Source organism: Jiangella endophytica, assembly GCF_003427025.1.
Lineage (GTDB): Bacteria > Actinomycetota > Actinomycetes > Jiangellales > Jiangellaceae > Jiangella > Jiangella endophytica.
In genome coordinates, this window is sequence record NZ_QVAI01000022.1 from 32,566 (window position 1) to 46,912 (window position 14,347).

Consider the following 14,347-nt stretch of genomic DNA (forward strand, 5'->3'; position numbering starts at 1 on the left):
GTCGCTCACCCGACGGCGACGCGCTCGTCGCGCCAGCGGCACAGGCCTCCGTCGCCAGGGGTGACGTCGGCGGCGTAGGCCTCGGAGTCCGATTCCGGCCGGTACCCCAGCTCGGTCACCGCGTTCGCGTAGTCGAACACGCCCCGGGTGTTCGCCGACACCCCGAAGTAGCACCCGTACCGGACGTCCGCCGCCAGCGCCGCCCGCACCAGCAGCCGCAGGTCGCCGGGGGAGAGCCAGCCGAGCAGGTTGCCGGTGTCGGTCGGCCGCGGCACCACGCCGCCGAGGCGCAGGCACACCACGGACGGACCACCGCCGTCGGCGACGCTGCGGGCGTACGCCTCGGCGAACACCTTGGACGAGCCGTACGTGCAGCACGGGCGCGCCGGCCAGGCCGGATCGAGCAGCGTGCCGGCCGGCAGTCCGTCGGCGACGTAGCCGCCCACCGCGTGCACCGAGCTGGCCAGCACGACCTTCGCGACCCCCGCCCGCCACGCCGCGTCCAGCAGGGTCACGACGGCGTCGGCGTTCGGTCCGCGCAGCTCCGGCCAGGTCGCGCCGGGGTGCGGGTTGGCGGCCAGGTGCACGATCGCGTCCATCCCCTCGACCGCCGTGGCGGTGAAGCCGGGGTCGGCGAGGTCGCCGGTGCGGGCGTCGGCGCCGTCCCAGCCGGTCACGTCGCGGGTGTCGACGACGCGCAGGACCTGGCCGGCCAGGGCGGGCCGGAGCATCCCGGCGACCTTTCCGGCCGCACCGGTCACGAGCACCGCGGTCATGGGCACCTCACCAGTTCGTCAGCGATCCGTCGGGACGACGGTAGCGGGGCGGCGGCCCCAGCTCGCCGCCCGCCGCGCGGCGCGCCGCGGGCAGGTCGATCTCCACGCCGAAACCCGGTCCGTCGCCCGGCCGGACGGCACCCGCCTCGATCAGCGGGCCGGCCGGCACCAACGGGTCGTCGGCCCAGCCGTGCGGGTGGCCCTGCTCCTGGACGCTGACGTTCGGCAGTGTGACGTTCAGATGCGCGGACGCCGCCGTGCAGACCGGGCCGAGCGGGTTGTGCGTGGCGATCTGGATGTGGTGCGCCTCGGCCATCGCCGCGATCTTGCGGCCCTGGGAGAGGCCGGTGTTGGCGAGGTCGATGCGGGCGTGGTCGACGAGGTCGCCCTCGAGCAGCGGGCGGAACTCCCACAGCGTGGTCAGCTGCTCGCCGGCCGCCAGCGGCACCGCGGTCCGGGTCCGCAGCGTCCGGTACGCGTCGAGGTTCTCCGCGCGCAGCGGGTCCTCGACGAAGAACGGCCGGGCCGGCTCGATCTCGCGGCAGAACACCGCCGCTTCGGCCGGGTCGAGCCGGGTGTGCACGTCGACGAGCAGCTCGACGTCGTCGCCGAGGGCGTCGCGCAGGCCGTGGAAGACGGTGATGTTCTCGCGCAGCGTCGCCCGCGGCTCCAGCACCGGCTCGGCCGGCGGCTGCAGGCCGATCCGCAGGTGCCGCCAGCCCTGCTCGACCAGCTGCTGGGCGTGGTCGAGGTACTCCGCCAGCCCGCGCCCCTGTACGTGCACGTAGGCGGGGACGTGCTCGCGGACGGCGCCGCCGAGCAGTTCGTGGACGGGGACGCCGAGCGCCTTGCCGCGCAGGTCCCACAACGCGAGGTCGATGCCGGCCGCGGCCGCCGCGACGTCGCCGACGGCGGGGAAGAAACCGCCGCGCAGGAACAGCTGCGACAGCTCCTCGATGCGGTGCGCCTCGGTGCCGACGGCGAGGTCGGCGAAGTCGGCCAGCGCGCCCAGCACGGCGCGCGGCCGCGACCTCATGCCGACCTCGCCGAGGCCGTGCAGTCCCTCGTCCGTGTGCACGACGACCAGCAGATACGTACCGGTCACCGTGGCGATGACCAGCGGTTCGACCTCGGTGATCCTCATCGGCAGCCCCAGCTCGTTATCCATATGGTGATAATGTCATGCTGATAATGCACTAGTTGTGCAGGTCTGAGGAGGTCTGGTGTCCGGTCGCGGTGTCCTGTTGATCGGTGCGTCGTCGGAGATCGGCCGCGCCATCGCCGACCGGTTCGCCGCCGGTGGCGACACGGTGGTCGGCGTCAGTGTCCAGCCGCTCGAGCACCCGTCGCTGGCCGTGCACCTCGAGGCCGACTGCACCACCGCGGCAGGTGCGCGGCAGGTGGTCGACACCGTGCTCGATCGCGCCGGCCGGCTCGACGTCATCGTGCCGGCGGCCGCGGCCCAGCCGACCGCGCCCCTCGTCGAGACCACCGACGAGCAGTGGCAGGCGGCCCTCGGCGCCGTCCTGACCACGGCGTTCCAGGTCTGCAAGCAGGGGCTCCCGCACCTCGCCCCGGGTTCCTCGATCGTCGCGGTGTCCTCGGTGAACGGACGGGTCGCGGCGCCGTGGCTGCCCGCCTACGCCGCCGCGAAGGCCGGGCTTGAAGGGCTGGTCCGCCAGCTCGCGCTGGAGTACGGGCCGCGAGGCATCCGCGTCAACGCCGTGGTGCCCGGGCTCATCACGACCGAGGCGGACGACCGGCCCGCCCTGGCCGAGGGTTATCCGCTGTACCGCACCGGCCGCCCGGCCGAGGTCGCCGAGGTCGTCCACTTCCTCGCCGGCGACGGCGCCTCGTTCGTGACCGGTGTCGCCCTGCCGGTCGACGGCGGCCTCACCATTGCCAGCCCGTCGGCGTTCGCCCGCCCCGAGATGCGCGCCAGGTTCCTGCCTCCGGTATGATAATACCGGAGGTGTCGAATGATCGAGCTCAAGACCGAGGCCGAGATCGCGAAGATGCGGGCGGCCGGACGGCTGGTCGCATCCATCCTCGATGAGTTGCGCCCGATGGTGCGAGCCGGGGTGAACCTGCTCGACATCGAGCACCGTACCCGCGAGCTGATCGCGGCCGGCGGCGGCGTCTCCTGCTACTGGGACTACGCGCCGTCGTTCGGGAACGGGCCGTTCCGCAACGTGATCTGCCTGTCCCTCAACGACGCGGTGCTGCACGGCCTGCCGCACGACGCCGTGGTGCGCGACGGCGACCTGCTCAGCCTCGACCTCGCCGTCTCGCTGGACGGCTGGGTTGGCGACAGCGCGATCAGCGTGATCGCCGGGACGCCGCGCGCGGAGGACCAGCGGCTGATCCGGGCCACCGAGGAGGCGCTGGCCGCCGGTATCGCGGCGGCCCGTCCCGGTGCCCGGCTGGGCGACGTCTCGGCCGCGATCGCCGAGGTCGCCGGCGCCTACGGCTACACGCCCAACGACGAGTTCGGCGGCCACGGCGTGGGCCGCACGATGCACGAGGACGGCCTGGCCGTCCCCAACATCGGCCGCCGCGGCCGCGGCTACCCGCTGCGACCGGGGCTGACGTTCGCCGTCGAGCCGTGGTTCGCCGCCGGCACCAGCCGCATCGTCTACGACCCGGACGGCTGGACGATCCGCTCCGCCGACGGGTCGCGGACGGCTCACAGCGAGCACACCATCGCCATCACGCCGGACGGTGCCCAGGTGCTGACGGCGCTCTGACGCCGGCCGGCGCCGACGCCTGCCCCGCCCGGTCGTTCGCCGTCGCGGCCACGGCGAACGCCCAGGGCGGGCGGTCGAACCGGTCAGCGTTCGACGACGGCGGCACGGACCTTGTCCTCGTCGACCACGACGCCGAGGCCGGGACCGTCGGGCAGCAGGTACGCGTCGGCCTCGGCGACGATCGGCTCGGCCAGCAGCGCGTTGGCGAGCGCGACCGTCCCCGGTGAGTACTCGAAGTACGGCGCGTTGTCGGCCGCCGCCGCGACGTGCAGTCCCGCGGCCAGCGCCAGCCCGAGCGCTGCCGAGTGGTGCGGCAGGATCGGCCGGTACGCGGTGTTGGCCAGCGTCGCGATCGCGTTGCCCTCGGTGATGCCGGTCCGGCCGATGTCGGGCTGATAGAGGTCCAGCGCATCGATCGCCAGCCAGTCGGCGACCTCGTAGCGGTGCCGGTGCGCCTCGCCGGCCGCGATGGGCAGGTCGGCGGCGGCGGCGAGCGCGGCGTACCCGCGGGCGTGCTCGGCGGGCAGCGCCGACTCGAGGAACCACGCGCCGCGCGCGGACAGCTCGCGCGCCAGCCGCAGCCCGGACGCGCCGTCGAGCCGGCAGTGCACGTCGACGGCGAACGCGGCCTCCGGCAGCACCGCCTGCGCGGCGTCGAACACCGCCAGCGCGGCGTCGACGTCCGGGCCGAGGTGCAGCTTGAACCGGCGCACGCCGCCGTCCCAGTGCCGCCTGAACTCCTCCGGCGTGGTCGTGGTGCCGACGGAGGTGAGGTAGCTGGGGATCCGCCGCTGGAACGCGCCGCCGAGCAGGGCCGCCACCGGCAGTCCCGTCGCCCGGCCGAGCAGGTCCCACAGCGCGATGTCGACGGCGGCCAGCGCGTCGGCCTGATGCCCGCCGAGGTGGCCACGTTCGCGCATCAGCTCGCCCAGCCGGAACCGCAGCGGCCGCACGTCGGCCGCGTCGGCGCCGAGCAGGACCGGGGTGAGCAGGTCCTCGACGATCGCGGCGACCACCCGCGGGCCGACCGGCACCAGCGCCTCACCCCAGCCGACCAGCCCTTCCGTCGTCTCGATGCGGACGAACACCGTCTCGCGGCTGGGCGAATAGATGGTCGGCCGCTCGTGCGGCGCCTGATAGTCAGGGCCACCGCGATCGGGTGTGCCGTCCAGCGCCAGCCGGAGCGGGAACGCCTCGACCGCCGCGATCACCATGCTCTTCACTCGATCTCCGATCTCACTGCGCGGGCACGACGGGCTCGAACCGGGCCGCGTCGGCACGATGGTGGCCGCTGTTCTGCGCGGCCAGCCGGACCGCCGCGGTCGCGGGGTCCAGGTCAACGATGGCCAGTGGCCGCCACTCGGCGCCACCTTCTTGCTGGTCGACGACGACGTTCTGGTCGCCGTCGGCGGTCACGACGGTGTAGACGGCCGCCCGGGTGGTCGTCGAGTTGGTCGGGTACCAGACGCTGACTCGGTAGCGGCCGGCCGCCGCGAGCTGCGGGGTCCACGTGGCGACCGCTCCGCTGCCGCCGCCGCTGACCCGGGTCCGCCCGCCGTCGTGGCCGGGCAGGCTGCTCGGCGTCCACACGCCTTCCTCGGCGTAGCCGGGGTCGTCGGGTCCGACGATCGCGGCGGCGGCCGGGTCGGGGGTCCCGATGGCGACGGCGAGCGCCGCCCGCGTCGCGGCGGCGACGAGCACGAGTTCGTGCAGTGTCCCGGCGGCGGCGTCAGGGGGCGCCGTCAGCGTGAACTCCAGCGTCGTCGTGGCGCCGCCGGCGAGGTCGACCGGCAGCTCGGCCGGCGCCATGGTCCACCCGGCCGGAGCGGCCACGCGCGCCGTCCCCTGCACCGGCGTGCCGTCGGGGGCGCGCAGCGTCGCCGTCAGCGTCGTCGTCCCGCCCGGCCCGGCGACGTCGGCCGCGGCCAGCGCGGACACCACCGGCACGGCCGCGGCCTGGTCGACGGGCTGGAACCGGGCGGCGTCGATGCGGTGGAAGCCGGGGTGGCGCACGATCGCCCGCACGTAGCCGTCCGACCCGGCGGTGAACCGGTACCGGCCGAGCGTGCGCCAGCCGTTGGCGTCCTGCTGCTGGTCGACGACGATCTCCTCCTCGCCGTCGGCGTGGTGGACGACGTAGACGGCTTCCCGCGTGGTGGCGGGATTCGTCGGGTACCAGACGGCGACGTCGTAGCGGCCGTCGGCGGGCAGCTCCGGCCGCCACGTCGCGGTGCCGCCGTAGCGCTCCTCCTCGTTGTACCGCGTGGCCGTGCCGTTCCAGCCGGCCAGCGTGCTGGCCAGCCACCAGCCGGTCTCGACGTACCGCGGCCACGGGTCGGCGTCGTCGACGATGATGTCGGTCCCGGCCAGGCGCACGGTGACGCCGCGCTCGCCCACGCCGTCGGCGGCGACGGTGACCCGGTGGGTACTGCCGGGCGCGGCGCTCGCGGCCGACGTGACCGTCACGGTGTACTCGCGCTCCTCGCGTCCCGGCAGGTCGAACCCGATCTCCGCGGGCGACGCCTGCCAACCCGCCGGCGCCGTCACCCGCAGGGTGCCCGTTCGCGGCAGCGGTCCGCGGTTCAGCACCGCGACGGTCAGCTCCGACGCGTCGCCGGGTTCGACGAGCTCGGCCGGCGCGGCTGCCAGCGCCGTCAGCTTGAGCGGCGTCAGCACCTCGACGTCGGACGATCTCAGCTCGGCGCTCCCACCGGTCCACGTCGCCGTGCCCGCCAGGGTGACCGTCCCGCTCGCTGTCGCCGGGGCGGTGACGTCGAAGGTCCAGTCCGCGAAGCCGCCGGCCGGCACCGACGCCGGTGCCTCGCCCAACCGCGCCGCGGTCCATCCGGACGGCACGGTCAGCGCCACCGCCGCGCCGGCCAGCTCGGCCGACCCGGCTCGCACCCGCGCCCGGACCCGGACGACGTCGCCCGGCGTGGTGTCCGGCGCCGTGCTCAGCTCACCGGCGGCAGCCGTCCCGTTCGGTACCACGCCGGTCACGGCGACCGGGAGCCGCAGCGTGTGCTCGGCCGTCGTCCGCGGCCCGGAGCTGACCTGGTACGTGAACGGCGTGGTCAGGCCGTCGACCGGGATCGTCCACTCGAACGGGAACACCTTGGCCGGCGCCTGCTGCCATGCGTCGTCGCCGATCGCATAGGACAGCCTCGCTGCCGGCTCCTCGACGTCGGCCTGCACGTACGCGTCGTAGCCGGAGCGGTCCGGGCGCACCAGCAGCATCGCCCGCACGAGGCCGTCGTTCGCCGCCGGGTCGAGGTACTCGTCGTGGTGGCTGTCCGTCCCGCGATCGGGGCCGTCACTCGTCCAGTGCCACGGCACGTCGATGTCGACGTCGCGCACCACCAGCGCCGCGTGCCCCTTCGCCGGCACCGTCGTCGTGAGCCGGCCGCCGCGCAGCGTCGCAGCGCCGTGGAGGACCTCGCCGCTGAGCACCTCGACCCGGTTGCGGGCCCGCCGGGGCAGCCCGGTGCCCGCCGTGGCGACGTCGATCGTCACCCGCTCGTCGGCGTCGCTCTCGTTCGTCAGGCTGATGTACAGGCTGCCGTTGCCGACCGCCGTCAGCCAGTTGACCTGCGGGTTGTCGAGCACCACCAGCCCCTTGGGGAAGTACGGCCAGACGCCGTCCTCACCGTGGAAGGTGCCGGGCGCGTGCCCGAACGTCGAGTACTTGAAGAACACGTAGTTCGTCTCGAACTGGCGAGGGAAGTCGATCGCGCCGCCCGAGCGGGTCAGATGCTCGGTGATCAGGTAGTCCAGCGCCAGCCCGAGCTGGCCCGGGATGTGGTGGAAGAAGATCGTGCTCACCCCGGGCGGCCCCTGGTAGGGGAAGTCCGGCTTGAGCTGTGTGACGGTGAACTGGCGGTTGTAGTAGCCGGGGTAGTTGGTGAACCGGCCGACCACCAGGTTGTGCGCCACGTCGCGGAACAGGTCGTCGCCGGTGTGCCGGGCCAGCCGCAGGAAGAACGGCGCCCACGCCGGGATCCAGGTGAAACCGCCGCCCGGGTTCACCCGCCCGGCCGCCACCTTGTACGTCGACAGCTGCTCGAACGTCGCACCGCTGGTCGAGACCATCCAGGCCGGGACCTCCTCGGACTCGACCGTCGTCACCGGGTAGTCCGGCATGATCTCGGTCGTCCAGCGGTCGCCCTGGTCGTCGATGAAGGGCTGGTTCGGCACGGTGACGGTGGTGTCCGGCACCGGCCGCACCTGGATGACGCTCAGGTGGCGCTGCGCCTCACGGTAGGCGCCGTCGAGGAACTCCCGCTCGCCGGTCAGCTCGAACAGCTCCAGCAGCTCGGTCCAGCCCTTGACGTAGTTGTAGCCGAAGCCGTTCTCGGCCTGGTTGGTCGTGTACGGGCGGGCGATCTGGTCGCGGATGTAGCGGCGTGCCTCGGCCCGGGCCTCGGCCAGGTGCGCCTCGTTGCCGGTGAGCACGTAGGCCTGCAGCGGCGTGCTGACCGGGGTGCGGCCGTCGCGCGGCGGGTTCTGCGCGATGAGCTCGCGGGCCAGCCGGTGGATGCCGGCGTTCTGCCCGCGGGTCAGCTCGTACAGCGGCACCAGGGTCGAGGCGTCGCCGGGGATCCGGCCGATGCGGTACAGGTTCGGGTTGCCGTAGACGGTCTTGCCGGGCACCGGCGTGCTGCCGTGGTTCGCCCGCGACACGTGGTACTCCACCAGTGGCCGGGCCCGCCGCTCGTACAGCGCGTCGTCGCCGGTCAGGTAGTACGCCGACAGCAGCACGCCCGCGATCGCCGTGCGCACGGCCTGGTCGTTCTCGATGTCGACGAACCCCTTCGCCCGGTTCCACCAGCCGCTGTACGACGGCACGAACGACTCGCTGTCGTCGCCTTCGCCCTCGTCCAGCACCAGGTCGACGAGGTGGTGGACGGTGTCGGTCAGCGACGTGTCGTAGACGTTGCGCCGGTAGGCGCTGTAACCGTACTCGTGGCGGGTGAGGTCGGCGTAGGCCTCGTAGAGGCTCCCGGCCCCGGCGTAGAGCCCGAACGCGTAGCCGCGCCGCTCGCCCGCCGCCAGCGCCGTCGTCCGGCCGGCCTGCGGCGCGAACACCACGGGCTGCACGTCGCGGTCGTCGTTGCGCAGGCTCATCCCGAACGGCTGGCCATCCGGCATGAGCTCCCGCTCGTGCTCGAACAGCAGCACCTCGCCGGGTGTGTACACGCCCAGCGTGACGTCGTGGTCGCCGATGCGCCGCTGCGTCAGCGACATCGGCGCGAACAGCTCCCACGCGCCCAGTGCCTGCGCGCCCTCGATCACCCGGGCGTGTTGCCGCGACCCGCAGAGCACCTCGTCGACGTCGTCCGGGGTGACGGCGTCGACCGACTGGTAGCCGACGACGTAGTGGCCGGCGGCGGCCGCGGTGAGCGTCCATTGCAGCTCCGGGTTGGCGCCGGCCAAGGACCAGCGGACGGTGAGGTCGTAGCCGCCCGGCGGGGTGCTGCGCAGCTCGACGGTCTGCGCGTCGAGCTGCACAAGGGAGTCGAAGGCCACCCAGTTCGGCGTCATCGACGTGTAGTAGTCGGTCGGGTTGCCGTCGTCGCCGCTCAGCACGATCCACTGCTCGTCGAACCGGGACCCGGGGTCGGTGACGCGCAGCCAGCCACCGGACGTGCGCACCTCCAGGTCACGGACGAACGTGTGGCCGCCGTCCCAGGCGGCGCGGTGGAACGTCACCCGGTGCCGGTCGCCGGTGATGGTGGCGACCGGCTCGGTGACCAGGTTCGGCATCGGCAGCCGGCGCAGCGCGTCCGGCAGCGGCGCCTGAGCGTCCGCGGCGGGGGTCGTGGCGGACGCGGTCGAGATCCCGAACGCGTTCACCACCGGCGGCAGCACGGCCGCGCCGACCAGCAGGCGGATCGCCGTGCGGCGGGACAGGGACGGGGTGGCGTTCATCACGGCCTCCGATCTCACTGCGCGGGCACGACGGGCTCGAACCGGGCCGCGTCGGCACGATGGTGGCCGCTGTTCTGCGCGGCCAGCCGGACCGCCGCGGTCGTGGGGTCCAGATCGACGATGGCCAGTGGCCGCCAGCTCGCGCCTCCCTCTTGCTGGTCGACGACGACGTTCTGGTCGCCGTCGGAGGTCACGACGGTGTAGACGGCCGCCCTGGTGGTCGTCGAGTTGGTCGGGTACCAGACGCTGACGCGGTAGCGGCCGGCCGCCGCGAGCTGCGGGGACCACGTGGCGACCGCGCCCGTGGCGCCACCGGCGAACCGCGACCGGCTGCCGTCGTGGCCGAGCAGACTGCTGGCGCTCCAGCCACCGGTCTCGATGTACCCGGCGTCCTCGTCGTCGACGACGACGGCGGCAGTGGGGTCGGGCGTCCCGACGGCCACGGCGATCGCCGCCCCGGCGCCGGCCGCGGACAGGGCGATCTCGTGCAGGGACCCCGCCGTCGCGTTCGCCGGCGCCGTCAGCTCGAACTCCAGGGTCGTCGTGGCGCCGCCGGCCAGGTCGACCGGGATCTCGGCGGGCGCGACCGCCCAGCCGGCCGGGGTGGCCAGCGTGGCCGTGCCCCGTGCCGGGGTGCCGTTCTGGGCGCGCAGCGACGCCGTCAGCGTGGTCGTCCCGCCGGGACCGGTGACGTCCGCGGCGGCCAGCCCGGACACCACCGGCAGCAGCGCCGCAGCGTCGACCGGGAGGAACCGGGCCGCGTCGACCCGGTGGAAGCCGGGGTTGCGCACCTCGATGCGCACGAACCCGCCGGTGCCGGCCGCGAACCGGAACCGGCCGAGGGTCCGCCAGCCGTTGGCGTCCTGCTGCTGGTCGACGACCACTTCGTCCTCGCCGTCGGCGTGGTGGACGACGTAGACCGCCGCCCGCGTGGTCTCCACGTTCGACGGATACCAGACGGCGACGTCGTAGGCGCCGTCGGCGGGCAACTCCGGGGTCCAGGTCGCCGTGCCGCCGAGCCGGCCCTCCTCGCTGAACCGGGACGCGGTGCGGTTCCAGCCGGCCAGGGTGCTGGGCAGCCACCAGCCGGTCTCGACGTACCGCGGCCACGGGTCGGCGTTGTCGACGATGATGTCGGTCCCGGCGAGCCGGACGGTGACCGCCTGCTGCGCCGATCCGTCCGCGGCGACGGTGATGCGGTGAGCGGTGCCGGGCTGGGCGCTCGCGGCCGACGTGACCGTGACGGTGTACTCGCGCTCCTCGCGCCCGGGCACGTCGAACCCGATCTCCGCGGGCGACGCCTGCCAGCCCGCCGGTACGCTCACCCGCAGCGTGCCCGAACGCCGCAGCGGGCCGACGTTCAGGACGGCGGCGGTCAGCTCGAACGCGTCGCCGGGCTCGGCGAGCTCGGCCGGGGCGGCGATCAGCGCGGGGATCTTGAGCGGCGGCAGTACCTCGACAGGGGCCGGGGCGAGAGCGGTGCTTCCGCCCGTCCACCGTGCGGTGGCGGTCAGCTCGACGCTGCCGGTGGCGTCCTCCGGCGCGGTGACGTCGAAGGTCCAGTCCGCGAAGCCGCCGGCCGGCACCGACGCCGGCACCTCGCCCACCGGCGCGGCCGTCCATCCGGACGGCACGGTCAGCGCCACCGACGCGCCGGCCAGCGCGGCCGACCCGGCGCGCACCCGTGCCCGGACCCGGACGACATCGCCCGGCGTGGTGTCGGGCGACGTGGTCAGCTCACCCACGGCCGGCGTCCCCGGCGGCACCGCGCCGGTGACGGACGCCGGCAGCCGCAGCGTGTGGTCCGCGGTCGCCTGTGCGCCCGCGACGACCCGGAACGTGAAGGGCGTGGTGAGATCGTCGACCGGGATCGTCCATTCGAACGGGAAGACCTTCGCCGGCGCCTGCTGGGCCGCGCCGTCGCCGAAGGCGTAGTGCAACTGGGCCGTCGTCTCGGTGTCGGCCTGCACGTAGGCGTCGTACCCGGACCGGTCCGGGCGCACCAGCAGGACCGCGCGGACCAGGCCGGTCCCGGTCCCGGGGTCGAGGAAGGCGTGGTGGTGGCTGTCCGGGCCCTGGTCGGCGGCGTCGGAGGTCCACTGCCACGGTGCGCTGAGGTCGACGTCGCGGACGACGAGCGCGGTGATGCCCTTGGCCGGCACCGTCGCGGTGAGCCGTCCTCCACGCAGGGTCTGAGCCGGCCGGACCCCGGCGCCGCCACCCAGCACCTCGACCCGTTTGGCGTCGCGGCGCGCGAGCCCGGTGACCGGCGTGGCGACGTCGACGGTGACCCGCTCGGCGGTCTCGCTCTCGTTCGTCAGGCTGATGTACAGGCTGCCGTTGCCGACCGCCGTCAGCCAGTTGACCTGCGGGTTGTCCACGCTGACGATGCCCTTGGGGAAGTACGGCCAGACACCGTCCTCACCGTAGAACGTGCCGGGCGCGTGCCCGTAGGTCGAGTACTTGAAGAACACGTAGTTGGTCTCGAACTGGCGCGGGAAGTCGATCGCGCCGCCCGAGCGGGTGTGGTGCTCGGTGATCAAGTAGTCCAGCGCGAGTCCGAGCTGGCCGGGGATGTGGTGGAAGTAGATGCCGCCGGCCCCGGGCGGACCCTGGTAGGGGAAGTCCGGCTTCATGTGGGCGACGCTGAACTGGCGGTTGTAGTAGCCGGGGTAGTTGGTGAACCGGCCGACCACCAGGTTGTGCGCCACGTCGCGGAACAGGTCGTCGCCGGTGTGGTGGGCGAGGCGGAGGAGGAACGGCGCCCAGGCCGGGATCCAGGTAAAACCGCCGCCCGGGTTCACCCGGCCCGCGGAGGTCTTGTAGGTCGACAGCTGCTCGAACGTGACCCCGGACGACGACACCATCCAGGCCGGCACCTCCTCGCTCGGCACCGTCGTCTGCGGGTAGTCCGGCAGCAGCGGGGTGTTCCACCAGTCGATCTGGTTGTCGATGAAGGGCTGGTTCGGCACGGTGACGGTGGTGTCCGGGACCGGCCGCACGTTCATGACGCCGAGATAGCGCTGTGCCTCGCGGTACGAGCCGTCCAGGAACTCCTGCTCGCCGGTCAGCTCGAACAGCACGAGCAGCTCGGTCCAGGCCTTCACGTAGTGGTAGCCGAACTCGTTCTCGGCGGCGTTCGTCGTGTACGGCCGCATGATCTGGTCCCGGATCAGCCGGCGCGCCTCCGCCCGGGCCTCGGCCAGGTAGGCCTCGTTGCCGGTGAGTACGTAGGCCTGCAGCGGGGTGCTCATCGGGGTGCGGGCGTCGCGCGCGGGCCGTTGCCGGATGAGGTCCATCGCCAGCGCGTGGATGCCGGCGTTCTGCCCACGCGTCTGCTCGTACAGCGGGACCAGGGTCGAGGCGTCGCCGGGGATCCGGCCGATGCGGTAGAGATCGGGGTTGCCGTACACCGGTGCGCCCTTCACCGGTGTGCTGCCGTGGTTGGCGCGCGACAGGTGGTACTCGACGAGCGGCCGGGCGCGACGCTCGTACAGCGCGTCGTTGCCGGTCAGGTGGTACGCCGACAGCAGGACGCCGGCGATGGGCGTCCGTACGGCCTGGTCGTTCTCGATGTCGACGAACCCCTTGGCCCGGTTCCACCAGCCGCTGAACGACGGCACGAACGACTCGCTGTCGTCGCCGTCGGGCTCCACCATCAGCAGGTCGATGAGGTGGTGGACGGTGTCGGTGAGCGACGTGTCGTAGACGTTGCGCCGGTAGTCCGTGTAGCCGTACTCGTGGCGGACGAGGTCGGTATAGGACTCGTAGACGGTGCCGGCGGCGGCGTAGAGCCCGAACGCGTACCCGCGGCTCTCGCCGGCTGCCAGCGGCGTCCGGCGCCCGGCCTGCGGCGCGAAGAGCACCGGCTGGACGTCGCGGTCGTCGTTGCGCAGGCTCATGCCGAACGGCTGGCCGTCCGGGCCCGGCTCGCGCTCGTGCTCGAACAGCAGCACCTCGCCGGGTGTGTAGACGCCGAGGGTGACGTCGTGGTCGCCGATGCGCCGCTGGGTGAGCGACATCGGCGCGAACAGCTCCCAGGCGCCGAGCGACTGGGCTCCGCCGATGACCCGGGCGTGCTGCCAGGAGCCGCACAGCACTTCGTCGACGTCGTCCGGCGTCACCGCGTCGACCGACTGGTAGCCGACGACGTAGTGGCCGGCGGAGCCCGCGGTGAGCGTCCACTGCAGCTCCGGGTTCGCCCCGGACAGCGACCAGCGGACGGTGAGGTCGTAGCCGCCGGGCGGTGTGCTGCGCAGCTCGACGGTCTGCGCGTCGAGCTGCGCGAGCGAGTCGAAGGCCACCCAGTTCGGCGTCATCGACGTGTAGTAGTCGGTCGGGTTGCCGTCGTCGCCGGTCAGGACGATCCACTGCTCGTCGAACCGGGACTCGGTGACGGGCAGCCAGTCGCCGCCGGGCGTGCGCACCTCCAGGTCACGGACGAACGTGTGGCCGCCGTCCCAGGCGGCGCGGTGGAACGTCACCCGGTGCCGGTCGCCGGTGATGGTGGCGACCGGCTCGGTGACCAGGCTCGGGAGCGCCAACCGGCGCAGCGCGTCCGGCAGCGGCGGCTGTCCGTCCGCGGCGGGCGTGGTGGCGGACGCGGTCGAGATGCCGAACGCGTTCACCAGCGGCGGCAGCACGGCCGCGCCGACGAGCAGGCGGATCGCGGTGCGGCGGGACATGGCCGCACGAATCTGATCCTGGACGACGACTGCTTCGTTCATGTCTCGCAGCTCCATCTCTCGGAGGGCAAGGAGTCTCGTTCTGCGGGCTTGTGCGCGCCAGGCTTACGAGTGTCTGGGGTGTCGGCGTCTCGTGGGACGGGCCCACTCTCGAGATGATCCCGTCATGCGGCATCGGCGATATGCTGACGGAATGCACATAACAGATGTT

Annotated in this window: 7 protein-coding genes; 2 read left to right on the forward strand and 5 right to left on the reverse strand. The window is 73.4% G+C overall.

The genetic code is table 11. From position 1 onward, the window contains the following. Positions 1–5 precede the first annotated feature (5 nt). Complete coding sequence (locus DZA62_RS30640) at positions 6–776, reverse strand: NAD-dependent epimerase/dehydratase family protein (RefSeq protein WP_157988011.1); 771 nt, start codon at positions 774–776, stop codon at positions 6–8. Positions 777–783: 7 nt separating this feature from the next. Further along, positions 784–1,944: a mandelate racemase/muconate lactonizing enzyme family protein gene (locus tag DZA62_RS30645; RefSeq protein WP_116952766.1), complete on the reverse strand. Its 1,161-nt coding sequence runs from the start codon at positions 1,942–1,944 to the stop codon at positions 784–786. Between the two features lie 55 nt (positions 1,945–1,999). Between DZA62_RS30645 and DZA62_RS30650 the strand changes: the two genes are divergently transcribed. After that, entirely contained in the window at positions 2,000–2,737 is a 738-nt protein-coding gene (locus tag DZA62_RS30650; RefSeq protein WP_198664376.1) for an SDR family NAD(P)-dependent oxidoreductase, read from the forward strand. 18 nt (positions 2,738–2,755) lie between these two features. Next, entirely contained in the window at positions 2,756–3,523 is a 768-nt protein-coding gene (gene map, locus DZA62_RS30655) for a type I methionyl aminopeptidase (protein ID WP_116952768.1), read from the forward strand. A gap of 83 nt (positions 3,524–3,606) precedes the next feature. On the opposite strand, the gene DZA62_RS30660 is transcribed toward map, so the two are convergent. From DZA62_RS30660 to DZA62_RS30670, 3 genes are read right to left on the reverse strand one after another with little or no spacing between them, the layout of a single operon-like run. After that, on the reverse strand, positions 3,607–4,737 hold the full coding sequence (locus DZA62_RS30660) for a mandelate racemase/muconate lactonizing enzyme family protein (RefSeq protein ID WP_116952769.1): 1,131 nt from the start codon (positions 4,735–4,737) through the stop codon (positions 3,607–3,609). Positions 4,738–4,759: 22 nt separating this feature from the next. Then, positions 4,760–9,451, reverse strand: coding sequence for a golvesin C-terminal-like domain-containing protein (locus DZA62_RS30665; protein ID WP_157988012.1), 4,692 nt, complete (start codon positions 9,449–9,451; stop codon positions 4,760–4,762). A gap of 14 nt (positions 9,452–9,465) precedes the next feature. Then, positions 9,466–14,178, reverse strand: a complete 4,713-nt coding sequence (locus DZA62_RS30670) for a golvesin C-terminal-like domain-containing protein (protein ID WP_157988013.1) — start codon at positions 14,176–14,178, stop codon at positions 9,466–9,468. Positions 14,179–14,347 lie beyond the last annotated feature (169 nt).

Bases quoted from the DNA above. Each gene is read 5' to 3' on its own strand.
- DZA62_RS30640 (WP_157988011.1), bottom strand. From the start codon at position 776: ATGACCGCGGTGCTCGTGACCGGTGCGGCCGGAAAGGTCGCCGGGATG.
- DZA62_RS30645 (WP_116952766.1), bottom strand. From the start codon at position 1,944: ATGGATAACGAGCTGGGGCTGCCGATGAGGATCACCGAGGTCGAACCG.
- map (WP_116952768.1), top strand. From the start codon at position 2,756: ATGATCGAGCTCAAGACCGAGGCCGAGATCGCGAAGATGCGGGCGGCC.
- DZA62_RS30660 (WP_116952769.1), bottom strand. From the start codon at position 4,737: ATGGTGATCGCGGCGGTCGAGGCGTTCCCGCTCCGGCTGGCGCTGGAC.
- DZA62_RS30665 (WP_157988012.1), bottom strand. From the start codon at position 9,451: ATGAACGCCACCCCGTCCCTGTCCCGCCGCACGGCGATCCGCCTGCTG.
- DZA62_RS30670 (WP_157988013.1), bottom strand. From the start codon at position 14,178: ATGAACGAAGCAGTCGTCGTCCAGGATCAGATTCGTGCGGCCATGTCC.